Raw genomic sequence first — 23,801 nt, forward strand, 5'->3', positions numbered from 1 at the left:
GTTATAGCATAAGACTTTTACCAAAAACCTTGATTTAAGCCATTCTGTTAGAAAATAAATGCTCAAATCCTTACTCTATCTACAGTTGAAAATTTGGCTCGAATTTTTATTTTCCCAGAGTGACAAAAGAGGGTTAAAGTGAAGGATCTCACCAGTTAGTTAGGAGCAGCGAGAAGATGACCCAGAATTCTATCAATCAGCTTGGCGAAACTATCCCCCAAACACTAAATGGTTATGACCCTAATGTGTTTCCAGCTTTTCATCAAACGCTCTCTACTCACTTTCCAGGGGCATTACCCATGAGCAAGTACATGAGAAAGACGTTCCAAAGCTTGAGTGCCTACGGTTTTTGTGATGAAAATACGATGGGAATGATAGCAATTTGTCGGGATGAAATCGCCGAACCCCTATTCGCCGAAGTAATTCGATACTGGGGGAAAACCTTTAATTGTTGCAGTTTAGCTGGATTTGTGATGATGGGCAAAACTGGGTTAGCTTCTGCGACAGACCATACCCCTATAGTTGATGGCATCCGTCGTTTTACCTTTTATGCCATGCCCCACATCGCTATTTCTAGACATGGCGATATTGGCATGGTTTATCGAGATGGTATTCAAAACGCTTCCCATGCCTGTGGAGCATTAGAAGCGATTGTTGAAGAGTTGGCAGCGGGGCACCTGAAGCTAGAAATGGATATGCAGGATATTGAACAAACAATTATTCGGCAAAAAATTCTTTCAACCATTACCTATGGAGATAAACCCGATTTAATAGAAATTACAAAATTGGCATCTCGAATTATTTCTGAGGATGTCGAACATCTTTTAGATACCCTGGATCGATCTATTTTTACCTATGCCGTTATGACCGGCATTCAAATTCACGGTCCCCTGGGTACCCACTGGATTTATCCGCAAGATTTTTATGTTGTTAACAGTGATATTCCGAGAGGGAAAAGAACACTTCAAGTTGTTCGATAATCTCCACTCAAAGAAAGATTCAAGGATGTCAGCAGCAGTTAAAAAGGCAGCACAACCGCTGAGGATCTCAGCGGAAGTTCCCCCTTTGATTGATGCTAATTTATGGGCGGGTAAATTATCCATTACTACTACCGCTCCTTCCCATAATTGAGGAAATAAAAAATGCTGAATAAATATAGCAAATGCCTGTCCATCCATTGAATCATTCATTGTCATCAATGCCAACACTTTATTCATACTAATTGCGCCAATAGCTGTGACTTTGGCACCCCGATAGAATGCTTTTTTTTGGTATACTCTTGTCCCGTGCAGGGAGCGGGCATAAGTTCTACTCAAACGAGCGTAGAATACCAGTTTCATCCAAAAATACTAAGTTTTTCGGCTCGATATTTTTGATTTTTTCCCAATATTCCACCCTGAATTTTTGGACTCTTTCAGTCCCGCCTTGGCTACTGTGCCATGTTTTTTTTACGATTGAGTCCTAATTTCTGTAAGTAGCGACACATCGCCGTCCGACTCACCCAATTTCCCGTCTTAATAGCAAATAATTCACACAACTCTACCAAGGTAGCATCTTGATGCTCTGCCACCAGTGTTCTGATGAGTGCTTCCGCATTTGTCAGGTGACGCTCGTTGTGGTTTACCCCTCTGTTTAGGCTGTAAATCACCCTCGGGAAAGTTGTTGTTTCACCAATTTTTGGACGAGGCTTTTGCTCACAGCAAACCTGATGGCTACTTTCCTCGCTTGACATCTTTTGGGCCAGATGTGCTGCTACTATTTTTGATCGGAGATCGAGCGAATATGCTTTCATTAGCGTTGAATACAAAATGATATTTTATTGTTATCTATTGTACCACATTACAGCGGGAACCGCTGTATGTCCCGGCTGTCCTCCGGGTTTGCGATGCAGGCTCTGTTTCTGATTCTTTTGAGTTATCAACTTTGCCGAGTTCTGATTTCTGTATGAGATCGCTCGATGGGGGTTTCGATGATGTGAAAGCTATTGCTTGGCTGTCTCTCTTTGAGCTTTTCGAGTTCTTCTTGTAGTTTTTCAATCAGCTTCTGTTGAGTCAGCACAATTTTGACCAGTTCCTCACGCCTGGACTGCTCAACTATTCCTAATTGTAGTGCTGCCGATCACTCGGGTTTTTCGCTCATCTGACTACATTACCATATTTTTCGGCTCTCAATCAATTATTTTTCACCTGAATCCTTACGTCTCATCAAAGCTACCTGAAGCAATAGTCTTTCCATCAGGACTGAAGCTTATGCGTAAAACTTTATCTGTATGACCTACTAGGCGATGGCGAATGCTGTTGCTGGACTGTATGGGTTCAATGGTAGGATTTGCTTTAACTGAAACCACTGCCCCTAGAGAAACCGTAAGTAAAGCAGCAACCAGGATTTTCAACTGTTTTGGAATCCTATTCAAGCCGTCCCTGTTAAGCCATTTTAGAAAAGTTTTGAATTTAAGCAATGTTTTTTGCGGGCGATTGCTTTGAGTTTGTATTTTCCATTGCGATGCCGCACAACTTATTAGAATAACAGTACAATTTTAATGCCACCGCGACGGAATGGTGAGCCTAAATCTACTGCTTTTCGCGAACATCTTAGCCTTTTCTATGTTGAAGGAGCAAGGAAACTAATAGGAGCAGGAGCTGCGATCGCGCCATGCGCGATCGCCACCAACACCCTAATTGAGGCAAACTAAACCCAAACCCCAACACGCCCGCCATACCCCAAATCGAGCGAGTGCGAGCGCTACACTTTGTATGCACACAACCCTTCCATCACCGCCAGAGGCCTGCCTAACTGAGTATTGGGCATTTTCCCGCGTCAAGGCTGTGTTGCAAGATTTGTACAAGATGGAACCTGCTGGTGCTGGGTGATGTGGAGCTGGCTCTGCGAATACAGGATAAATGCGATTGTCAAGCAACAACTTACACGAACACTACCTCCGCCGATTTATAACCCACATTCCGCACCCTCAACTTTCGCATACTCGCTTCTGTAGTGGAATTGATGTTTAGGTTGGCTATATATAGTGCCTTGAGTATTTTGATTTACCCTAAATGCCCACCTAGTAATGGTTGTGAGACGCTATATATAGTGGAGGCGAAATGTGGGTTACAATACCGAATTCAGTTGGAGACGGTCTTATAAATTAGTAAGATATATGACTTTTATGAAATTAAGGTTATGACTTTTATGAATTGACTTATCATCTCGTTTGTGGAACGATGTTAATTAATTTCAAATCAAGCATTATTTCCCCAAAAGTTAAAAAATTGTTGGTGTGGAGTGATTATCTAAATGCGTAAAGTTAGCCTGATAGGAAATAAAAAATGTAAATATCTCTTCTACTAAAGTGGCGCGATGTATTTCCTAAAACAACGATTAACACGCTGGTTACACAATAATTTTGCCATCAGTAGAGAAGGGGCATCTAGCTGGATTATTAAACCCACATCTAGCCTGGGGTGCTTGCTTGTTTTGCTGCTATTTGCAGCGATTTGCTGGTACGCAGTTTTTCTACTTTTCAAAATTTATCCAATTGTGTTTTCAACCCTAATTGCTCGGTTGGGCATTGCCCCTGGGTTGGGTTTACCTCTCCTCATTGCAGCTTTTTTCGGGTGCTATATCAATTTACCGCTCTTCATATTGACACCGCACCGCCAGTCAAAACAGCGAGTTAGCGTTGAAATCTTTCCGCTTTGGTTGTTAAAGTGCTTGTGCTTACCTTCATACAAAACCCAATGCGAGTTTTATGGTTATATTGGTTTAAATGTATCAGGAGGGCTCATTCCCATTATTTTGGCGCTTTACCAATTTTCTCGCGTTCAACAAGAAGCAATTTTGATAGTAACAGCGGTCGTTGCGTCGTTTAGTTACTTCCTAGTGACCGTCATTCCAGGAATAGCAATTGTTACTAGAGTGTCGAGGTTTTGGCTAATCGTGATTGTTGCGGCTTTGTCAGCAATGGCATTGGTTGTTGGCGGAGTGAACCGCTATGATGTGTCAGTTGCTTTTGCGGGAGGAGTATTGGGAACGACGATCGGAGCTGATTTACTACACCAAACAAGATGTTCGCCCCGAAATTGCTGCAACTCCCCTTAGTATCGGAGGTGCTTTCCTTGGATGATGGGATCGCGCAATGCGGTTTGTGCGCTTTAATAATAGCTGAATGGCTTCCTGCGACAATGGCTTGGCTATCTGCTTGTTTTCGGTAGATTCTTCTAACATAATCGATCGTAATATAGTAATTCTTTAAGACCTAACCTTGTTTGGCTACACTTCCAACGCTTTAAGATTTTGTGCTCATAGCTGTTTCTAGCCTACCGCTTTCGGCAAACTGCGTCATCACCCGCACCCTGTTTTTGGTACGGTTGGCAACACCGGCGAGCCTTCCCTCCACGCTCGCGCCGTGATGAACGTTCGCTCGGCAGGCTCATCATGGTGTTCCCAAAGCCTTTTCGGTTTCTAGGAATAACTTTGTACGGTTTTCTTCACTGCCAATTAATTCTGATTCTTTCACGTTCATTCTGGCAAATACGACCAACTCAGTGGGGTTTTCCCGACTGTTGCTCCTACTTAGAAAGCGGCATCATGATAACTGTAAGCAACGAGCTTAAACCCAAACATTCCTTATAAAGCTTTACCAATCTTTGAGGTGACAGATTATGTTGATGCGCTACTGGCAACCCTTCACAGAAATTGAAACCATCCGCGAGCAACTCGATAAAGCTTTTGACCAACGGGCAACAGCGAGAGATAACTCAGAAGCCGCTTGGATGCCAGCTCTGGAATTGGTTGATGCTGGGGACAACTTCGTATTAAAAGCGCAACTGCCTGGAATTGACCCCAAAGACGTTGACGTTCAAGTCACCCGCGAAGCAATTTCTATCTCTGGCGAACGCCGCTGCGAAAACACAGAAGAAAAACCCCGCTACGTCCGCTCGGAATTCCGCTACGGCAAATTCCACCGGGTGCTTCCCTTGCCCGCACACATTCAAAACGACTCCGTGCAAGCTGAATACAAAGATGGCATTCTAACGCTAACCCTGCCCAAAGTAACTGAAGCTCGCAATAAAGTCGTCAAGATTAACTTAGCCGAAATTGCTGGATCTTCAACGAATCCCGCTTTGGAACAGGCTAACCAATAACGATGGGGCAAGCGTGTTTAGTGGTGAACTCAGTACGCAGAAAGACTGTGCTTAATCGAGTGAGGTCAATTTTCCTTTCATTGAGCCTGATTGGATTTACTTAACAACAGCGGAACTGGAAAAAGCTGATACCGGGAGCTACACTTGCTCTCGGTATTTTTTATTTGGGAAAGCCGAGCGAAAAGCGACCTATAGAACCCATTTGACATCTAAGAAGAGGGTGCAAGCCTTCTAATCATCAGCCTGATAAAAAAAGGTTGAGCTTGGCAGTCGCCGACGCCCGCATTTCTCTCAAATTCCTTGACTAAAATTTTACATCTTTCCATTCGAGAATTTGAGCGTTCAATTATTTCCGATTCTCAATCCGTTAAGCTGCTAGAATAAGGCATCGCTGTTCGGTAGTGCTTTGGCGGTCGCGCTACCGCAAGACCGTAAAAGATGTCAAACGGGTTCTATAGCAGAAACGAGGAGCACAGATGACTCTAAACCAACAAGGAATAGTCATGATGCCTCAAGAAGGCGATGTTGTGACGGTTGCCGGTGATGCTGTCACGTTCAAGGCATTGGGGCAGAACACTCAGGGGCAATATGCGCTGATTGAGATTTTATGTAATCCAGAGGTCGGTACGCCTCCCCATATTCATAGCCGTGAAGATGAAGCGTTTTACGTTCTTGAGGGTGAAGTCGAGTTTCGCTTAGACGACCAAACTATTTTGGCAACACCCGGTACGTTCTTACATTCTCCCAGGGGACAAAAACACAGTTTCAAAAATACTGGAACGGCGCGAGCGCGAATGTTGTGTTGGGTAACACCTGCTGGTTTGGAGATGTTCTTTGCTGAAGTTGGGAGACCTGTAGCCGATCCGCTCAATCCACCTGTGCCCGATCGGGCTGCGATCGATAAGCTGCTAGCGACTGCACCAAAATATGGGCTCACAATCTTACCCCCTGAAGCGTAACTCCTTATAAGCTACAGGTTGCAATCAAATAAAGGCTCGCTCGTTGGAGGTTCTAATTGGAACTTCACGAGAATTGCGGGTACGACCAATGCTTGGAGAGTGAAGTGTGACTGTTGGATTCACGGTTCGCAATCTAATTTCGCGATCGCATTCCATCCTTCAACTTAATCCTATAGAGAGAGGAAAGTTTTAGAACCCACATTCCGCACCCTGAACTGTCACACTACGAATTTTCGGAGTTTGGCTAAACTGAACTGGCGATCGCAAGTCCAATTTCCCACTTGTGTGTATAAAAACGACCATTTGGGTTCACAAAATTCCGCAAAAATCGATTGTGACAGTGGAGGCTGCGGAAAGTGGGCTCGAATGTAGCATAGGAGAGCGAGTACCAATAATTCGTATGCTGCTTGACGAAAGTCCTTTAATCGTTCACTGTTCATTAAGGGAGTGGATAGGTTTTATTTTTCACCCTCATTCTCTCCCTGCGCGGTGGCTCTAGTTCTTCTGAAAGCCACCATTCTCATCTTTAGCGAGTCTAAACTACAGTAATTTAGTGCTTGGGTTTAAGCATTTAAGTGGGGCAATAAATCAATTCCAAACTTTATATGGTTCTGCTCAATCTGGGCTTATTTCTTACTTTTTTAATCGGGAGAGTAACAGAAGAGGGTTAAGGCGCGATTAGTCTAAACTCCACTACCGAACAACTTCAAACAAATCATGAACTGGAGTTGGAGCTTGCTCGGTGGTGTTCTCAGTTTGCACAGTGACTCGATAAAGTCCCGGTTGCAAGTCAGCGATCGCGAGCATCCATTCTTTTTCCTGCTCGACAAAATCAAGGGTGAGAGCAGTTTGCTCGTGAGAAACTGCTTGAATATTAGCTTTTAGCTTTGTTGCTGAATCTGGTAATCCAATAAGTTTGGCACGCAAGGTAATAGCTTCATCTGCTAGATACAAGTCATCCAAGCTAAGACTGATGGCTGTTTGAGGTTCACTTCCCCTTACAGCTCCCAAATCAAATTGGCTATACCGTAGATTATTGAGTATATTTTCTAACACTTGACCCTGATTTTGTAAACCCCCATGCTGTTGGGCAATAAAGAAATTATCGAGGTTTTTGGATCGCTCAATTGGGATCGCAGAAATTTTTGGAACAGTTCCATCCCCATCACCAAAATCGCATCTATTTGTCAATACCTCTGGTAAATCCTCGCTGGCTATTAATTTTCCATCAATCAGTGCTGCCGATTGCAGGGTTGGCTGTTGTACGCCAGAAATGGGAACTGTGACAAAGGATTTGAGGTAATGTTCATCTTTGAGATGTTGTTCGACTGCGGCTTCAATTTCCCTGTGGAATGCTAAAGCATCTTGCGCCTTGAGCTTATCAATATTGGGAAGGTTGTCTGTTTCTGCAATGCGGTGATATTCACCATTGATGTTGATAACTTTGTAAATCGGCAGGAGTTGGTAGATAGAGGTAAGCGATCGCATCACCTCTGTCAAGTCTAGAAAAAGCTGCTTGTAACCATTGGCCAAAAAGTTGACAGCTTTGAGCGAACCCCGGTAGGGCGTGCCGAATGTGAACAAAGCTCGGCTATCCTGCCAACCTTCCAAGACTTCCAAATAGTAGCGAGACACTAACCCGCCCATGCTGTGTGCCATTAAAATCACTTTGGCATCAGAGGCTCCGCTTTTTTCTCGCCAGCATTTGAGTCGCTTGTCTATTAACTTTTTCAAAATTCGTGCATTTGCCCGGTTATCCCGTCGCCAATCGTAAGGAAACTGGTAAAAGTTTGCCTCTTTATCATCTGGAGCGTTGTAGATATCGCCGGGAGTCACGTCAAAGTTGTCGGTAATCAGACGTGCTGTTTTGGTATAGCCATCGATCTTCCAAAATCCTGGAATCAAATGAGTATCTTGAATCAGTGCTGTTGCGCGAACCCCATCTCCCAAGCTTTGTGCTTCCGGATCGTCCTGAGCTAATTTTAAATTCTGGAAGGTCTGTTCTGAGTTGGTGAATACCTGCCAGACTGCCTGACCTGACACTGCCCAGAGGTCTTTGCCATCCTTCTGCAAAACGCTTCCCAGGATGCCGGGAAGAATCACAACTAGATCTTTCAGAGGGGCTTTGTTAGCCATTATTCTCCTCCATCTTTCAACTTTAGGATTATGATTTTCTAGTGTCGGATAACAAATTACTTAGCGATACAAATGCGTTGACAACGACAAATAATTTATTATTCGACAGCCAATCTATCAAAAAATGAGTTTTGGTGTTTATAATCGCACTCCATTAATGTCTAATTATTTATCACCTTGACATGGCTAATGTCACCACTAACGTGCTGTAACCCGGCAGATCCACGATGAAGGAATTTTTGGCGACGGTGAGGAATTTTGATTCGATTGCCCCGTTTATCATCGCTTCCGCTTTCAGGAAAGATATGCTGGCATTGTTGACATTCACCGTAATGGTATCAGGGTCGGCAGTCCCGTTTGCGAATGCTGCTATAAACCGATCGCCTGTGGTAAAAGCAGCCGCATAAATCCCAGTTTTAGCCTGTGGCGGCGATTTCAGAACAAAAGCACCAGCCGGGACAACTGTAGAAAGGGTCTTCATTGCGTAATAAACAGGGCGCTTCGTTCCGTCCAGTTTTTCCATGCCCCAGAAAAACTGTGGGTTCCGGGATTCGTTGCAAGCCTCCCCCCAGCATTGGTCGCAAGCCTGCCAGACAATTATGCTATTCGCACCCATGTTGATGAAGGATAGCGCATTCTCAAAGACACGGACACCATAGTAATGAGTGTTGGAAGCGAAATTGTCTACTTTACCTTTTTCGTCATCGCTATCGTAGGTGCAACCGTCGAAAGTCGTGCATTTTGTAGCGTGTTCGGTCAGGAAGATTGGTTTTGAATGGCTCGGATCTTTCGCTTTAACCGAGTTCTGGAAACCATTCCAGTTGTCGCGGACATACTGGGGATTGTTAATGTCCTCTGGCTTCCCCCATTCATAGCTGTGAATAGACCATGCGTCGATGGCTCTGATGCCGTCGGCATCCAGTTCATCAACCCACTCGTCCTTTGCCCCTACATTGAAGTGGGCTCTTCCTGGACCAACAATTCGGGTGGCAGAACAGTCGCGTTCATCTAGGATGCGCCTTACAGCCTTCACGATGCTGTTGTAATCGCTCGGTTTTACGTAACCGTTCCCGTTCCCGTTTGTATCATTATAATCCGGCTCATTGAAAAGCTCAATGTATTTCGGGGTTATGCCGTTCTTCTTCATCCACACCACGTGGGCTGCCCAGTATTCCGCCAGTTCATTCACATAGCTTCCAACAAAATTCTTATCCTTGTCAAGCCATTTCGGATCTATACCAAACTGGACGTAAATGGGGGTGATCCCCTGAGAAGCCAGGAGCGTATGGAGGTTTTTCATCCTTTCGGTGTTGAACTGGTTCCAATAGGTGTCGTACTCTACACGTAAGTTGTTGGGCTTTGACAGTTTGGGCTGGGAACCGTCGGGCTTCGTGTCCTCTATAGACATACGAACCATTGACCAGCCCTGGTCTTCAGCTATTCGGAGGGTTCTACTGTCGCCCATCATATTTGCCCGCCGAAACCACTGATCGTATGGGATTTGTCGAGCGCATTATAAGTTAACATCGGAGTGTTTATCTTGTCTTTGCCAAATTGAAACTCTTTCATTTCGCTCCTTCCTATTATTTAACACATCGCCGATAAATATAAAGTGTTATGGCTCGATAGTAATTTGAATTTGTTTCGTGACCCATTCAGCCTTGGGATCTGGTTCATACACAGCAGCACGATTTAAGGATGGTGAAATATTGGGATCTTCACCAATTGCCTCCAGTAGTTTGCCAAATGCACTCTGACTGCCACGAGTTGCTTCGTGATGCCTTTCGATCTTCTTATCTAAGGACGGTAATCTTAACCAACGGAAGTTAGCAGGCCCGCGAGTAGCAAATAGTTTGAGGATTTCAGAGGCTTGCTCATCCTCTTTGCTCTCAGGCAATTTGAAGCGTAATCTAGTGTCTAATGTTTCCTCAGGTGCTAATTCATAGAAAGGCCCATCGATTCCTTGCAGGGGAATTTGGGAAATTGCCCAGGTTGGTTCAAGGTCAAGCACACCTACGTTAAGCGCTTGGCGAGAGTTATTTTTGAAGTTATTTTTGACTCGGAGATACGCTAGCGTACCCTGCTTTAACACAATATTGCTCTGGTCAGGCAAAGGTTGTTTTTTCTCGTCTAGCAACACGAATTCAAGATAATCGTTCAACTTAGATTCTGGGTTATCTAATTCTTGAATTGCTTGATACTTAGCCAAATGCACCAGCCGCTTTACAACCTCTTTCGGTGCTTCAGGACCGCCGATAGAGAGAGCAGGATTTAAGTTTTTAATCGGCATCCCACGGCAAATTTCATATTCACCCTGCCGACCGATCGCCACCTGATAATGGGCTTCTTCCTCTCCCTGAACTTCAACCACCCAACCATTCTCCGCTAAAGCTTGCCGAACCCGATCTAGAGCATCTTTTTGTCGCTCCACCAGATCCTGAGTCAGCAACTCTTCTTCTGCATCCCCAAGTTTTTTCCGATCGAACAGGCGAACTCGACGAATCAGAAAAGGTGGTGCAGATAATATGACCACAGGCGCACCTTGCTCGATTTGCCCCTTAACTCCAATGCCACCATCCGCTTCTTCCAAAACCTTGGCACGCACGCTAGATGCTTCAATATCCGTAACCTCAACAATCGCCAGTCGTTTCTGTTTGTCAGTCAGATCGGAGGCTGAGGTGTTTAGTGGATACATAGCAAATCGCGCCCCAATGCATAAGCTGTTTGCCAATTGTGCGTTCAGCTTCACCTGCTTTTGGCTGGCATCAACCTCAATGACGACCATAGTGTATGGATTAGCGATAAGATTGCTACCAAACACTGAAAGATCGCCCTTTCCCAACAACATTGGTAATTGGTCGCGAAACTTGCTTTGAATTTTGGCACTAACGCGATCGTGCAGGGTTTTATAAGTCAGCGTTCCAAAAATAGCAGCATTCAAGGTGTCAATCATCCAGTAGGTTAAAGCACCATGCCGCTCTTTTCCATTCTCTGCATACTCCCAAGCAGATTCGGTTGGACGACAAGCTGTCAGCACTACATAGTTTTCGGAGTCTGGAACCCAAGCAGTGCGGTTCGATCCTTCAACTAGCGATCGCCAGTTGTCGAACAACTCTTGACGAGAAGCTACCAAACTATCTTGGGGACGAGTTGCTGTATCTTCCTCCTGCGAACCGCGAATAGCACAATCACCGCGAGTTGCACCACCGGAGTGGCAGCTATCCAGAACAACAGTGACAATCAACCCTTTATCCGTCATGCGTTTTAGCAATGTAGCTAGCTCAATATCCCGCAGGTAGCGCCCATCTTGTTCGCCAATATCCATTGGGACAATTCCCTCATCATGCTGTCCATCCTCCTTCAGTTCCTTGTAGATGGTAGTTGCACGCCCACCATGACCGGAGTAGTGGATGTAAACTATTTCTTGCGGTTGAGCTTTCTCAGTTATTTCTTTAAATGCATTGACGATGTTTTCGTAGGTTGGCAAAACATCTGGTTCGTTTCCACCCCTGACCTGTGAAAGAGTTGAGTCTTCTCGATCTGGAGAAGTAAGTTTACGGACTCGTTCTGCTGGAATCTGTAACGTTCGTCTGAGGTAGTCATCTACTAAGTTAATGTCACGCACACACCCTTTAAGGTTTGGGTAAAAGCGGTTGGGTTTGTAGTAGTCAATCCCAATTAAGAGAGCATAAATGTTCAGTGTTTGCTTAGGTTGGTCAGCCATTTTATTTCATTCCTCCACTATTTATATTTTTTAACTCAAAAATTGTTCATTCCACTCTCCAGCTTCCAGATAAAGTGAGAGAAATTGCACTTAATTCAGTGAGTTAAACTCATATCTTTTAGTGGCTTAGAGTTTCCAAAGGCTCGCTCTGTAAGGCTTTAATCTATTGTTATCAACTCCTCAAATTTGGGAACAGCTTTGTACATGACGAAAGAACTCACCGAAGTCAATTCCTGCGTTGGAGACATATAAAAAAGATGGTAACTGCCCCTCCTTCGCTTTTCTAAAGAAATTGGGATCCTTACGACTCGCCCATTCCTTATTTCTCTCACCGCTCTGATTTTTCCAGCCGACGCGAACCATAAACTCATTCCAGTCGTGGTCATCCCATTTCGGGTTAACGCTTTTCCAAATGCTGTTCTGTTTGCCAAAACCAAAATCCTCATTGCTATAGCCTTCCCACAGTTTGTTTAATTCTATGAGTGCTGTACAGGAAATGTGTTTAATTTCTTCATCGCTGAGTTTGATATTTTCTGGATTGCTTCTCAATAGGTCACTTCTGCCAGCTTCTTTGAGTAGTTTTTTAGTAGTTAGTTGGTCAGCTTTCTCCCAATTTCTATGTATTAGATAAAACTGTATTGACCAATAATCAATTTTTCGATAGAAAATTAATCCGACTCCAGCTAATAGTAGTATACTGAGCGGGGTACTAATTATATATTTTTTAGATATTTGTGTCAGGGTAATAGGTAGAGTTTTTCGGTTCGATTCAGACGAATTACGTAATAAATAAAGCCCGAAAGCTGGGTTTATATTCTCTTGTAACTTTTGCTCTTCTTCCTGCAAAATTCGATTAGCATCTGCCTCAGAAACTCCCAAAACGTTTGCAAGTATTGCGAGCTGAAACTTTTCAATCGTAGATAAATTAAAGTCAGCCAGAAATTCTTGAACTCGTCCTCGATATATCTTAAGAGCATCTGAAAAGTTGATATCGTCCTTCGATCTCAGCTTTTCAGATAACGAATTAGCCTCAGAGGATGCAGGGGTAGGATTAGTTAAACTCCCAGTCGAACCTGTCTCCATTTTAAACAATACTGGAATGAGGTAGTCTGGTAGCGGTTCAACTTTCTCAAAATCAACAGGAATGGCTTTGCGCGATCGCGTTGTTCGATCGCATTCACATTGAACAGCACTACAACCTAGTTCAAACGCAACATCAATTGACTTACCATAGCCTAAACCATCATAAAAACCGGTGGCAAATGCGATCGCCGCATCATCCGGCATAGCTTGTTTCATGCCAATAACATAATCAATATGCTGAACAATTGCCTTTGCCTGCACCTCTGTATAACAGGCGTTAAGCAGCACACACTTTATGTTCGGAAACTGCTTGAACAGTCCACAGAGCGCCTCAGCAGTCGCTGGCTTAGATTTTCCATCCAGACTGTCGAGCAGTAATCCTTTCTGCCCTCCCCCATGCCCCGAATAATGTACAATGTCAAAGTTTTCTTCCAGTAAGGCTCGTCGTAGAGAGTTTGAATCGACTGCCAATTTTGGGACAAGCTGAAACTGGTCACGCAACTTCGAGCGCTGCAAACCATCCTCTATTTGGCTAAACTCTTTATCAAAACGTAATTTTGCAGTTCCCTCAGGATTGGCAGCGAAAAACAGAATTTTCATAAGGGTGAGCGAGTATCAATAAAAAGCGAGACCATCAAGCGTTGCAGCAGCAGCATTCTAAAGCCACAAGTTCCAGGTCTTGAGAAAATTTTGCTAGTTCAGTAACGCATCTTTCAATTTAAGACTTGGTTAACTAGCTTGCCAACAGCTCAAGCCATTAGTACGCGGGTTTTCGAGTCAACAATCCCGTCTGCGGTTAAACTTTTTTTTTGCTGGAATTCTTTGACTGCCTTATCTGTCCCCGCTCCGAATACACCGTCACTTGAAACAGCAAGACCTCCTTTTTTCAGCGCTTCCTGAAGTTTGAACACATCAGAACCTTCCATCATCGGTCGGCTGAGCCTTAGCACTCGGGGTTTTTCATCCCACGGCGCTATCTCAAAGCCCATCACTGGAGAGCGATTTAGGGCATCTTCTGTTTGAGATCCGTAATCACCATCTTCGCCAATCTTTTCATTTGGATGGTTCTTGTTCCAGAGCTTTTGGATAGCTAACATGGCTGTACTACCGATATCTTTGATACCCTCGCCTACATAGTCAAAATGGGGAGGATCGAAACTACCCAGTCGCCGCCAACCATACTTTTCTAGAAAAGGTTGCCAATGATCGGGCTCTTTGATATCTATCGCCAAACCACTTTGATGATTGCTTTTGCCTGGAGAAGCCACAACCGGATAACCACAGCCACTACCCCATCTATAGAGAAGAAGTTGTTGAGCGATCGTTCGATAGGCTGAATTTATATACATTTTGATGCCTCGCTCCTGAATGGCCTGCCCAAGCGCCTGTTTAGCTGGAGGTTGCAGGAAGGGAAAAGCTGCATCTTCAAGTTCCACATCCAGATCATCAAAGCTAACCAGAGCATCTGGCAGGATGACATTTATCTGGTGAATCAACTGCTGGGATAATCCATTCACAACTGAAGTCGAACAGCCAGGAGCGTCCTGAAGCAAGCCATCAAAACCAGCTCTAGTTGCTGTACGAGCTTCTCCTTCATTTATTTGAGCGCAGGCCTCAAAGTCATAATTTCCTGTTGGATTTGATCTATCTACGGTTGTATAACTCATGGCGCTCTCCAGATAGATTCCTGATATATACTCAATTGAGTATCGATTTTTCATCACTGCAAAGACAGAAACATAAAACCTCAACAATGAAAGCCTTTCTCCATCGGCTGTTTCGCAATCGCTTTCCTGATAAAAACTTATCTCATCAGCTCAAATGGTAAAGCTTTCTCTCTATGAGAGGAGCTGGTATTAAGTGTGGTTCTTCGCTTTGAGCTGATTGAGTTACTTTTGGTGTGATTAATTGTTTGAAGGGGTAAAGCCGGGAGCATTGGTTTCAACTTAAGGAATGTTGCGGGGGTGCGATCGCGATTCGTCATGGCGATCAGGCCTCAAAGGTGTGGGTTAAAATCAGAAAAAGTACGGGAGAATGTCGCATCAGAGCGTGATTCTATGAGCAAAAAACGTCCCGCGTTCTTAGGCACTCTCGATCTGCATTAGTGCCTCCGACCCGGCAAACAAAGCGGCTTAACCCAGAGCCAAAGGAAAGGGAGCCGACCCGGCTCATGCGCTAATTAGGTTCCCAATAAATCAAAAAGGTTGCTAGGATTTTCTTGGGCTTGTTCGGGGGCTTGGTCGGGTTTTGAGTCAGGTAAATAATATTCTGACTCAACAATTGCCTGATAAATTTCAGACAGGGTTTGAATCGCATCTGCCAAAACTAAATCGTTTGGAGTCGAGAAACCTTCACTACTTTCGATCGCCTGATATTCGGGCAAACCTTGTAGTAGTCGTAGAGTTTCTTCAGTGCCACCTATGATTGCTTTGATTTGTTCAATGTCCATGAGAAAACCTCCAAGAAATCAATACTCAACAGCGAAGCATTTTCTATTTGGGGTTCTCAACTTCAATTTGAATGCCGACGATCGGATAAGCTTCTTCTTCATATTCCCCCAAATACTCAGCAAGATATTTATCAATTTCTTTCGTTTCTTGGTCTAATTGATAAATAGCAACAGCAACTGTCAAAGCAACAGCAGTTAACCCTAGTACAACATGGGAGCGTTTTCATGGCATTAAAGCTGGGAGCGCTCCGGCAAAACGCCCTTGAATTACCGTTGAATTAATCGATCGAAATATCTCACCATTTTTGTGTCTTGCTGTGGTTCTTCACAATCAGCCCCGCCAAACCGTTTGAGCATGAGATTTGCCCAAATAAAATAAACAATGCCTGCTGCTGCACACAATTGATCTTCGCTTTTATCGCCACTCATCCAACATTCTGACCAGTCAATCGGATCAGCGTCAGAATGAATGCTTTCAATAGCCCGAAGAATCATTCCGTGTCCTGGTTTGCGACAGGAGATTGAGCTGCCACTGTTGCCGGTGGGTGCCCGAAAAGAATTGAGTTGACACCAACGGGAAACTTGAAAGCAATTTTCACCCCAGGACGGGCAAAAGTAAATCTCTGACAACTTGGGAAAAAGCTCTAAGCTAATTTTCTGTTCTGCGATCGCATCGTCCAAACTTTTCTGTGGTTTACCTGTTGCAGGGTCAATGACAGCACAGCCACCTTGATTGGTAATGCCAATGAGAGTGAATCCGATTGAAGAAAGATACTCGGTTGCTGCTAAAGCTCCGGGAATAGGTTGTTGGTCATCTGGTCGGTTGATGAAAGTTTCCCCGCTTTTTGTCTCTCGTATTGTACCGTCTAGGTCAAGGAAAAATATTTTCATGGTGAAAATAAATTGATTGAATTTGAAGTTTGCCGAAAATCGGCAGACCTACACATTCCGACTTTGAGGTGATGTGTAGGCATTTTGTTAAAACCACAAATCGTCCACTTGAACTAGACGATCTACTGCCATTTTTTGACGAAATGATTTTTGGTGATAACGATGATGAACTGATGCACTTGAACAAATCACCAACTTTTCTGGTGAGTTATTAGTTTTATCCTCCCTCATCTAAATGATGAACGACTTCACCATTTCTAAGTCGGCGACCAATAGTTTGTTCAGCGATGATTCGATGTAAGTAAACAGTTTTGTAACTAATCGTAGATAAATGGGGAAAAATTGCTTGAGATGGGTCTAAAGTTTGGGTATGGGTTGAGTCATGAATCTGCTCGAGCCAATCTTTATCAGCTTCAAAAATTGCTGCCAGTGCCGGAATTAACACTTGTCACTGTTGTTGCGGAATGTTCGCGTAATCGTTTTCGATTCGGCTCACCTCACAAAAACTTATATTTAACCCAGTTCGAGCGGTCAATTTATGGGCTAAAACAATCTGACTCATACAATAGTAAATTCTGGCATTTTTGATTAATCTGCCAAAGGTTATTTGACACTTCATACTTCCAGTTGCGAGGTACAATACTCTACAGCGAAGCTTATAATGAACTTTTAGAATCTGCAACATCAGCGTGTAACATCAGAAACGTTTCTATAAAAAAAACACGAAACCTTACTAGAAATTTAGTCAAAAACATTCCTTAGTAAAATCATATATTTACCCATTTTATAATGAATGAGCCTTAAAATATAAACTTCATTTTGATTGTTAGTATAGAGGAAATATGGGTGAAGCTAAACGCAGAATAGAGGCTTTATTTGGGTTCGATCAAAATCAAAAGTTGATTACTGGTTGCTATATCGCTCCGGCGATGATAAGCGATGGCTTCGCCCCGGCTTACGCCTACGTCACACAGTTTACTTAGGCATTAGAAGGAAAAAGGCTTACATAATTTCTAGTCAACCATTATCAATTCATACAAATATAACAGATGCTTGGAAAGTTCTTACAGGCTGTAAAGAAATCTTAAAGGATTGCTCTTTTTCTTTGAATCAATCAGATGACGAGGTTTTTAAGTTATTCAAAGGAATGCTACTGTCTACCTATGGAAACCAGAGTGAGGAAGGCGATCGCTATCAAGTATCTGGCAATATAGATGCTTTCAATGCTTGGATGAACCAAGGTAACTACCGGGACAAAGATAATCCACCTGTGGGAGTCAAAATTACCCATTTAACTTCGGTTGTCAGGAAACGCTACAAAGTTTTTAGCAGTCCCATAAAAAAGGAATCACCCAAATTCTATGGAAATCCTGAAGATAATTCGATTTTCCATGTAGGTGAAAGTTTTGACCGCCCCATTGCCGGAACCAGAAAGGAACTCTTTATCTGGCAAACTTATGTAAATGCAGCATTCGTTGCTGATTACGTGAATCTTCATAATAAAGATTCCCTGACCGCTGATGAAATGCAAAAACTAACTCACGAAGCACAGGATTTCTTCGGTCAAGAGCGATCGCCGGGAGTTACCATAGGACGTTCTTGAGTTTCATGGCGGTGCTCAATCAAGGTAAGGGATAGGCGATGGCATCCTACTCAGAATGCGATGCGCTACGCGCCCGCAAGCTACGTAATAATTCACTCACTGCGTTTGCAGACTTTGCCATCGCGGAAACCGAGTCCATGTCCGGGACATATCCTCTGGCATCCCTCTAAGAGACACAGTGGTAGAACCAGTCACGGTAAGATTTAGGTCGCGAGCCCAATACTCAATACCGAATACTTCAAAATTACCTACGAGCGATCGCCAAATAAATCTCGCCCATCGATCCAATTCATCTTAACAAGATTTAACTTTTAAAAGTATCGAAAGCCGGCAGATGTAGAAGACAATGGTTCAAATTGATTCTGGCGCTCATCTTCAGGTGCGATCGCGCGAAGGAGGAGTTTATGGACATTCAAAACCCATCGTTCAGACGGAACCTCAAATTTCTAGGTGGTTCGGTTGTTGGGTTGGCGGGACTGCTGGCAGTCTGGATTGTGGGTGGCAACTATATCGCCTCTGTGCAAGAAAAAGAAATCGAGCAGGATTTAGCAGCTTATGCCCAACGGTTTCCCAAAACTGAGCCGAATGATGCGGCGTTGAAACTGGCGGCGTCCCTCGCTAAAGTGGGGTTCGGTGGAGGCGGGGCAAGTTTCTATTCTGCCGATCGCTCCATCGGGTCTAGGGCAGATTTTAGGTCTTCAGAGGACGATCGAAAGGCATTTGAAGAAATCAGACAAGACTTAAAGCAGTACCTAAACGCTGAGATTGCCAAACCAAACGATACCGTAAATCCACCTTCAGAGAAATTACAGCGCTATCTCGCCTCCAAGCAAACGGCTTTAGCAGAACTTCGCCAGCAGGTTTTAAATAATGAAGTGCCGCACTGGGGAACCGATATTACCTGGATTCTGGAAGGAGATATGACGGCTGGCCTACCCTCTTATTTATGGCCGATTAATTTCCAACAAGTTTTAGCCCTAGACATTCTAGAAAAATACCGTAAAGGTCAGACCCAAGCAGCAGCAGAAATGCTGGAAGTATCCTGGAAAATCAACCAGTCTTTAACAGAAAGCCCCCTCCTCATCTCTCAACTTGTGGCTTTGATTGTGACTAAATATCCAGCAGGGGTGATGCGGAAAGCCGAGATCCTTCCGGCCCAGTGGCAGCAGCGCTTGCTGGAACACGATTACCGCGAATCGATATTGACATCCGTGCAGGGAGAATTTTTGTTTAAGTTCAAATTTTTGCAAGACTTCCTTTGGAAACACTCGTGGTCTTCGATACAACAACGATCGGGCGCTTCTAGTTTTTTGGGAATATTTACGGAAACGAACGATCCCCCAACTTTACAAGAGAAAATCTTAGACAGGACTTTATCTCATGTCCTGGTGTGGTTCAAGCCGGCGATCAAACCTTATGTTCGCTTTTGTGCGATCGATAGTTATCAAGTCTATAAACGATCGCTTGCACCATCTCGCCAGCAGAATGTTTGCGTTTCTGATTCAGCCCCGGCAAAGGACTTCGCGTGGTGGAATTATATAGGTAGGACATCTACAATTTTTCCCAGCCAAACCAGTAAAGCAGCCAAATCTATGCTGGATTTGGAACTGACTCAGAAAATTTTGCAAGTCAAAGCACTAACAGCCAAAACCGGAAAATGGCCGGCATCGGTTCCCGATATGAAGTCGTCTATTTGTCCGGGGGCAAAATGGGTGTATCGCGTTGCTCCCGACGGTACGATGTCGATCTCGTTTAGCGAGAAACCCAAATGGTTGGAGGAGAGATTAAAAGGCAACGGAGCGCTACCATTTACCTATAGCGACAAGACACCGCCGCAGCTCAAAAACCGAGCCTCTACCCGACCAAAGCGATGAGCGCACATCCCCAACGACAGTTTGCGACCTTCCTCACCGTTGCCTTTCTCAGCAGCACGTTTGCCCTGGCAACCGTTGGGGAAGCCTCGGGAAAAAAGATTGAAGCCCTGCGGGATAGAGATGAAGGGCGTTGCTTAATCAGGGTATGAAAAAAATAAGTTGAAAATCTCCGAGCTTTATTGATGCTAATTACTGACTATCGATATTTCCCAGCTTAGAGCTTGCAACTCTTACGACCGGGTTGCAGAGTGAAGTTAGGTATTGATAACTCTTTTATAAATACTTATTCCGCAACCCAACCACTGGAAGCGCTACAGCTTCAAGAGACTGGAACCGCCAAGGTTATTAAAACCTTCAAGCGCGTGACACACGAAGCTTGTGTTTTTGCCAATAGTTAGGAGGGTGGCGGCTATTTTTGCGACGGTCTTCTAAATCTTTTCACTTCGGCAAAGACTCAACAGACCATCGCAAAAATCCCGCTAGAAGTTTGGACGGGGAAACTCACATTTCCCAGCCACAATTTGAACCCATTACTGTATTGTTGATTAAAAAAATCAACTTATTGTTGAAGTGGGTATATAAATTTAGAGCGCTGAAAATCCTTATTCGCCAGCCTCAACGATTTACAAAATGAAAAATTCTCTATCTCAAACCCTAATTTTGGATACTGTCACCCTGATATTAGTTTTCGGTTTTCTGTAGCTAGCTGCGATCGACCCCAGTACACGATCGGCATTTGGCAACCTAAAGCCAGGGCTCACCCGCAACCGGAAGCACAGGGAGCTTGCGACCGAAGCTGTAGGTTGTCGGTGTGCAGCGACTTGTTAGCCCGTTGTTGACGGCTCTTAGCGTGATGGACAGCGAATGGAGCGAGTGAAGCCGTCACGCCCCTCAACATCAATTGTATTGTTGTTAACTACACGATAACTTCGGTCGCCGACTATGGGACTATTAGGCCGATAAGTACCTGGCACAAAGCACCCACCAGGGCCACAAAACGAAATTGAGTAGAGACCTTTCCCTGCAGGAGTAATTGCTAACCCAAAGCGATCGGAGCAATCGTCTTTCCAGAAACCAGCAAGTGGATGTGATCGCGAAGGAACAGCCAGTTTCTCCGCGATGTGATTTAGGTCATGGCGAGAAGTGAGGCGGGTTTGTGTGATAGGTGATGTCGGGGCTGGCGGTTTGATGTCGCTAATTTGATTCTTGTCGAGGTCGAGCGCAGTGAGGTTAGTCAAGGATGCTAGCGGTTTGATGTCGCTGATTTGATTGTTGTAGAGGGAGAGTACAGTCAGGTTAGTCAAGGATGCTAGCGGTTTGATGTCGCTGATTTGATTGTTGTAGAGAGAGAGCAGAGCCAGGTTAGTCAAGGATGCTAGCGGTTTGATGTCGCTGATTTGATTGTTTTCGAGGTAGAGCTCGGTCAGGTTAGTCAAAGATGCTAGCGGTTTGATGTCCTTGATTTGATTGCCATCGAGGGCGAGCCTATCCAGTTTAGTCAAGGATGCTAGCGGTTTGATGTCCTTGATTGGATTTTTGTCGAGGTTGAGCCAATACAGTTTAGTCAAGGATGCTAGCGGTTTGATGTCCCCGATCTGATTGCTGTCGAGGGAGAGGAAAGTCAGGTTAGTCAAGGATGCTAGCGGTTTGATGTCGCTGATTTGATTTTTGTCGATGGAGAGATCGGTCAGTTTAGTCAAGGATGCTAGCGGTTTGATGTCGCTGATTTGATTTTCGCCGAGGTAGAGATCGGTCAGTTTAGTCAAGGATGCTAGCGGTTTGATGTCGCTGATTTGATTGTTGCTGAGGTAGAGATCGGTCAGGTTAGTTAAGGATGCTAGCGGTTTGATGTCCCCGATCTGATTGTTGTAGAGGTTGAGTTCCGTGAGACTCGAAAGTTGTCGATCGGCCGCCTCGCACTCAGTAGTTCCCGCTTTCTCCAACAACACCTCAACAGTATGTTTAGTTTCAGGACTCAAAGAAGCCTTTTGGCGACACCAATCATCAAATGTCCGTCCACTATCGTCCCGTTGTTTCTGCACGACCCATGAGGAAGGTGCATTTCTACTATTTTCCGACTGACTCGATACCACCAACATGAAAACAAGGACTGATGAAATCATACGGAATAACCTCTGTGGATTTTTATAAATTTTCCCGCCTAAAGCTTCTAACCTTTGAAATCACATCAGGAAACGGTAATTTTCTGAACTCTCAAGTTTTAAGAGCTAGGTTCTTGTTACCAATTACAGATAGACTCTGGCTTGAGAGGACAAGTCTTGGGTGCGCTCGAATTTCTGCTGAGGTAAAGAGCGGTCAGTTTAGTCAAGGATGCTAGCGGTTTAATGTCCTTGATTTGATTGTTGTTGAGGTTGAGATCGGTCAGGTTAGTTAAAGATGCTAGCGGTTTGATGTCGCTGATTTGATTGTTTTGGAGATCGAGTACAGTCAGGTTAGTCAAGAGACATCTCCCAAAAAGCCTTTTAACGGGAGCCAGGATGTCTACCCCACAAGAATTATGGGAGACCCCTAAAGATGCTAGCGGTTTGATGTCCTTGATTTTATTGTTGTTAAGGTTGAGCCTAGTCAGGTTAGTCAAGGATGCTAGCGGTTTGATGTCACTGATTTTATTGTTGTTAAGGTTGAGCCTAGTCAGGTTAGTCAAGGATGCTAGCCGTTTGATGTCACTGATTTTATTGTTGTTAAGGTTGAGCGAAGTCAGTTTAGTCAAGGATGCTAGCCGTTTGATATCCCCGATCTGATTGCTGTCGAGGAAGAGCGAAGTCAGTTTAGTCAAGGATGCTAGCGGTTTGATATCCCCGATCTGATTACTGTCGAGGGAGAGGTAATTCAGTTTAGTCAAGGATGCTAGCGGTTTGATGTCACGGATTTGATTTTTGTCGAGCCAGAGGTAATTCAGTTTAGTCAAGGATGCTAGCGGTTTGATGTCGCTGATTTGATTGTTGTCGAGGGAGAGCCAATCCAGGTGAGTCAAAGATGCTAGCGGTTTGATGTCGCTGATTTGATTGTTGTCGAGGGAGAGCCAATCCAGGTGAGTCAAGGATGCTAGCGGTTTGAGGTCACGGATTTGATTTTTGTCGAGCTTTAGTTTCGTGAGACTCGAAAGTTGTCGAGCGGCCGCCTCGCACTCAGTAGTTCCCGCTTTCTTCAACAACACCTCAACAGTATGTTTAGTTTCAGGACTCAAAGAAGCTTTTTTGCGACACCAATTAGCAAATGTCCGTTCACTATCGCCCCGTTGTTTCTGCACGAGCCATAAGAAAGGTTCATTTCCACTAATTTGCGACTGACCCAATATTCCCAGTAACAGAATGCTGACCAATCCTATCAAAGTCAATCTCATCAATTGGAGCTGATTCATTAGCATCTCCTAAAATATGGTAGATGTCAAAAGTAAAGATATCGCCAACACTTTAGCTGACTTTAGCCCGACGTTCTTGAAACCGTGGTACAAACCCTTGGCATTGACAGAGAGTGTTTGGTTCATGGCTTTTATCTTAAATAGCTTATGGTGTAAGCTGTTCCAACATGAGCTCAGTATACCCATTTTCTCTACTCCAAATTACACCACTCAAGATTTGAAATAAATTGTTTGGTTCAGGGCTTTTATCTTAAATAGCTTATGGTGTAAGCTGTTCCAACATGAGCTCAGTATACCCATTTTCTTTACTCCAACTTACACCACTCAAGATTTGAAATAAATTGTTTGATTCAGGGCTTTTATCTTAAATAGCTTATGGTGTAAGCTGTTCCAACATGAGCTCAGTATACCCATTTTCTCCACTCCAAATTACACCACTCAAGATTTGAGAGAGATTGTTTGGTTTATGGCTTTTATCCTAAATAGCTTATGGTGTAAGCTGTTCCAACATGAGCTCAGTATACCCATTTTCTCCACTCCAAATTACACCACTCAA

At 44.1% G+C, this 23,801-nt stretch carries 21 protein-coding genes and 1 pseudogene; 7 read left to right on the forward strand and 15 right to left on the reverse strand.

Going from position 1 to position 23,801, the window contains the following annotated elements:
* Positions 1–176 precede the first annotated feature (176 nt).
* Positions 177–980: a hypothetical protein gene (locus QUB63_RS31865; RefSeq protein WP_332949377.1), complete on the forward strand. Its 804-nt coding sequence runs from the start codon at positions 177–179 to the stop codon at positions 978–980.
* Between the two features lie 96 nt (positions 981–1,076).
* Here QUB63_RS31865 and QUB63_RS35215 read toward each other — a convergent pair.
* The 4 genes and pseudogenes from QUB63_RS35215 to QUB63_RS35220 form a co-directional block, all read right to left on the reverse strand.
* Positions 1,077–1,340, reverse strand: a pseudogene (locus QUB63_RS35215) (transposase); the annotation flags it as partial.
* 89 nt (positions 1,341–1,429) lie between these two features.
* On the reverse strand, positions 1,430–1,792 hold the full coding sequence (locus QUB63_RS31870) for a hypothetical protein (RefSeq protein WP_332949378.1): 363 nt from the start codon (positions 1,790–1,792) through the stop codon (positions 1,430–1,432).
* 125 nt (positions 1,793–1,917) lie between these two features.
* Positions 1,918–2,058, reverse strand: coding sequence for a hypothetical protein (locus QUB63_RS31875; protein ID WP_442921893.1), 141 nt, complete (start codon positions 2,056–2,058; stop codon positions 1,918–1,920).
* Between the two features lie 136 nt (positions 2,059–2,194).
* Positions 2,195–2,347, reverse strand: a complete 153-nt coding sequence (locus QUB63_RS35220) for a hypothetical protein (RefSeq protein ID WP_442921896.1) — start codon at positions 2,345–2,347, stop codon at positions 2,195–2,197.
* Positions 2,348–2,539: 192 nt separating this feature from the next.
* On the opposite strand from QUB63_RS35220, the gene QUB63_RS31880 reads away from it, so the two are divergent.
* The 4 genes from QUB63_RS31880 to QUB63_RS31890 all read left to right on the forward strand — a co-directional run bounded on the left by QUB63_RS31880 (position 2,540) and on the right by QUB63_RS31890 (position 6,103).
* On the forward strand, positions 2,540–2,692 hold the full coding sequence (locus tag QUB63_RS31880; protein ID WP_332949379.1) for a hypothetical protein: 153 nt from the start codon (positions 2,540–2,542) through the stop codon (positions 2,690–2,692).
* 665 nt (positions 2,693–3,357) lie between these two features.
* Positions 3,358–4,098, forward strand: a complete 741-nt coding sequence (locus tag QUB63_RS35225; RefSeq protein ID WP_442921894.1) for a DUF1614 domain-containing protein — start codon at positions 3,358–3,360, stop codon at positions 4,096–4,098.
* Positions 4,099–4,661: 563 nt separating this feature from the next.
* The gene (locus QUB63_RS31885; protein WP_332949380.1) at positions 4,662–5,144 is read left to right on the forward strand and encodes an Hsp20/alpha crystallin family protein; all 483 of its coding nucleotides are present in this window, start codon (positions 4,662–4,664) and stop codon (positions 5,142–5,144) included.
* A gap of 476 nt (positions 5,145–5,620) precedes the next feature.
* Positions 5,621–6,103 carry a quercetin 2,3-dioxygenase gene (locus QUB63_RS31890; RefSeq protein WP_332949382.1) on the forward strand — a complete coding sequence of 161 codons (483 nt, stop codon included), beginning with the start codon at positions 5,621–5,623 and terminating at the stop codon, positions 6,101–6,103.
* A 693-nt stretch (positions 6,104–6,796) separates the two neighbouring features.
* On the opposite strand, the gene QUB63_RS31895 is transcribed toward QUB63_RS31890, so the two are convergent.
* The 9 genes from QUB63_RS31895 to QUB63_RS31935 form a co-directional block, all read right to left on the reverse strand.
* Entirely contained in the window at positions 6,797–8,239 is a 1,443-nt protein-coding gene (locus QUB63_RS31895; RefSeq protein WP_332949383.1) for a lipase/acyltransferase domain-containing protein, read from the reverse strand.
* Between the two features lie 172 nt (positions 8,240–8,411).
* The gene (locus tag QUB63_RS31900) at positions 8,412–9,656 is read right to left on the reverse strand and encodes a hypothetical protein (RefSeq protein WP_332949384.1); all 1,245 of its coding nucleotides are present in this window, start codon (positions 9,654–9,656) and stop codon (positions 8,412–8,414) included.
* A 198-nt stretch (positions 9,657–9,854) separates the two neighbouring features.
* A complete protein-coding gene (locus QUB63_RS31905; RefSeq protein ID WP_332949385.1) occupies positions 9,855–11,963 on the reverse strand; it encodes a caspase family protein in 2,109 nt (702 codons plus the stop codon).
* A gap of 180 nt (positions 11,964–12,143) precedes the next feature.
* The gene (locus QUB63_RS31910) at positions 12,144–13,646 is read right to left on the reverse strand and encodes a GUN4 domain-containing protein (protein ID WP_332949386.1); all 1,503 of its coding nucleotides are present in this window, start codon (positions 13,644–13,646) and stop codon (positions 12,144–12,146) included.
* A gap of 149 nt (positions 13,647–13,795) precedes the next feature.
* Positions 13,796–14,713 (reverse strand): peptidoglycan-binding protein, encoded by a 918-nt coding sequence (locus QUB63_RS31915; protein WP_332949387.1) that lies wholly within the window; start codon positions 14,711–14,713, stop codon positions 13,796–13,798.
* A gap of 512 nt (positions 14,714–15,225) precedes the next feature.
* Positions 15,226–15,495 (reverse strand): hypothetical protein, encoded by a 270-nt coding sequence (locus tag QUB63_RS31920; RefSeq protein WP_332949388.1) that lies wholly within the window; start codon positions 15,493–15,495, stop codon positions 15,226–15,228.
* Positions 15,496–15,538: 43 nt separating this feature from the next.
* Positions 15,539–15,679 carry a hypothetical protein gene (locus QUB63_RS31925; RefSeq protein WP_332949389.1) on the reverse strand — a complete coding sequence of 47 codons (141 nt, stop codon included), beginning with the start codon at positions 15,677–15,679 and terminating at the stop codon, positions 15,539–15,541.
* An 83-nt stretch (positions 15,680–15,762) separates the two neighbouring features.
* Entirely contained in the window at positions 15,763–16,386 is a 624-nt protein-coding gene (locus QUB63_RS31930; protein ID WP_332949390.1) for a hypothetical protein, read from the reverse strand.
* A 217-nt stretch (positions 16,387–16,603) separates the two neighbouring features.
* Positions 16,604–16,831 (reverse strand): hypothetical protein, encoded by a 228-nt coding sequence (locus tag QUB63_RS31935; RefSeq protein WP_332949391.1) that lies wholly within the window; start codon positions 16,829–16,831, stop codon positions 16,604–16,606.
* A gap of 702 nt (positions 16,832–17,533) precedes the next feature.
* Between QUB63_RS31935 and QUB63_RS31940 the strand changes: the two genes are divergently transcribed.
* Positions 17,534–17,989, forward strand: a complete 456-nt coding sequence (locus tag QUB63_RS31940; protein ID WP_332949392.1) for a hypothetical protein — start codon at positions 17,534–17,536, stop codon at positions 17,987–17,989.
* 404 nt (positions 17,990–18,393) lie between these two features.
* Positions 18,394–19,863: a hypothetical protein gene (locus QUB63_RS31945; RefSeq protein ID WP_332949393.1), complete on the forward strand. Its 1,470-nt coding sequence runs from the start codon at positions 18,394–18,396 to the stop codon at positions 19,861–19,863.
* A gap of 845 nt (positions 19,864–20,708) precedes the next feature.
* Here the strand turns inward: QUB63_RS31945 and QUB63_RS31950 are convergent.
* Both QUB63_RS31950 and QUB63_RS31955 read right to left on the reverse strand, forming a co-directional pair.
* Positions 20,709–21,986, reverse strand: coding sequence for a leucine-rich repeat domain-containing protein (locus tag QUB63_RS31950; RefSeq protein WP_332949394.1), 1,278 nt, complete (start codon positions 21,984–21,986; stop codon positions 20,709–20,711).
* Positions 21,987–22,102: 116 nt separating this feature from the next.
* Positions 22,103–23,245 (reverse strand): leucine-rich repeat domain-containing protein, encoded by a 1,143-nt coding sequence (locus QUB63_RS31955; protein WP_332949395.1) that lies wholly within the window; start codon positions 23,243–23,245, stop codon positions 22,103–22,105.
* Positions 23,246–23,801 lie beyond the last annotated feature (556 nt).

This window comes from Microcoleus sp. ARI1-B5, assembly GCF_036705795.1.
Lineage (GTDB): Bacteria > Cyanobacteriota > Cyanobacteriia > Cyanobacteriales > Microcoleaceae > Microcoleus.

Excerpts from the sequence above, each read along its gene's own strand:
- QUB63_RS31865 (WP_332949377.1), top strand. The coding sequence starts at position 177 with ATGACCCAGAATTCTATCAATCAGCTTGGCGAAACTATCCCCCAAACA.
- QUB63_RS31870 (WP_332949378.1), bottom strand. The coding sequence starts at position 1,792 with ATGAAAGCATATTCGCTCGATCTCCGATCAAAAATAGTAGCAGCACAT.
- QUB63_RS31880 (WP_332949379.1), top strand. The coding sequence starts at position 2,540 with ATGCCACCGCGACGGAATGGTGAGCCTAAATCTACTGCTTTTCGCGAA.
- QUB63_RS35225 (WP_442921894.1), top strand. The coding sequence starts at position 3,358 with ATGTATTTCCTAAAACAACGATTAACACGCTGGTTACACAATAATTTT.
- QUB63_RS31885 (WP_332949380.1), top strand. The coding sequence starts at position 4,662 with ATGTTGATGCGCTACTGGCAACCCTTCACAGAAATTGAAACCATCCGC.
- QUB63_RS31890 (WP_332949382.1), top strand. The coding sequence starts at position 5,621 with ATGACTCTAAACCAACAAGGAATAGTCATGATGCCTCAAGAAGGCGAT.
- QUB63_RS31895 (WP_332949383.1), bottom strand. The coding sequence starts at position 8,239 with ATGGCTAACAAAGCCCCTCTGAAAGATCTAGTTGTGATTCTTCCCGGC.
- QUB63_RS31900 (WP_332949384.1), bottom strand. The coding sequence starts at position 9,656 with ATGGTTCGTATGTCTATAGAGGACACGAAGCCCGACGGTTCCCAGCCC.
- QUB63_RS31905 (WP_332949385.1), bottom strand. The coding sequence starts at position 11,963 with ATGGCTGACCAACCTAAGCAAACACTGAACATTTATGCTCTCTTAATT.
- QUB63_RS31910 (WP_332949386.1), bottom strand. The coding sequence starts at position 13,646 with ATGAAAATTCTGTTTTTCGCTGCCAATCCTGAGGGAACTGCAAAATTA.
- QUB63_RS31915 (WP_332949387.1), bottom strand. The coding sequence starts at position 14,713 with ATGAGTTATACAACCGTAGATAGATCAAATCCAACAGGAAATTATGAC.
- QUB63_RS31920 (WP_332949388.1), bottom strand. The coding sequence starts at position 15,495 with ATGGACATTGAACAAATCAAAGCAATCATAGGTGGCACTGAAGAAACT.
- QUB63_RS31930 (WP_332949390.1), bottom strand. The coding sequence starts at position 16,386 with ATGAAAATATTTTTCCTTGACCTAGACGGTACAATACGAGAGACAAAA.
- QUB63_RS31940 (WP_332949392.1), top strand. The coding sequence starts at position 17,534 with ATGCTACTGTCTACCTATGGAAACCAGAGTGAGGAAGGCGATCGCTAT.
- QUB63_RS31945 (WP_332949393.1), top strand. The coding sequence starts at position 18,394 with ATGGACATTCAAAACCCATCGTTCAGACGGAACCTCAAATTTCTAGGT.
- QUB63_RS31950 (WP_332949394.1), bottom strand. The coding sequence starts at position 21,986 with ATGATTTCATCAGTCCTTGTTTTCATGTTGGTGGTATCGAGTCAGTCG.
- QUB63_RS31955 (WP_332949395.1), bottom strand. The coding sequence starts at position 23,245 with ATGAATCAGCTCCAATTGATGAGATTGACTTTGATAGGATTGGTCAGC.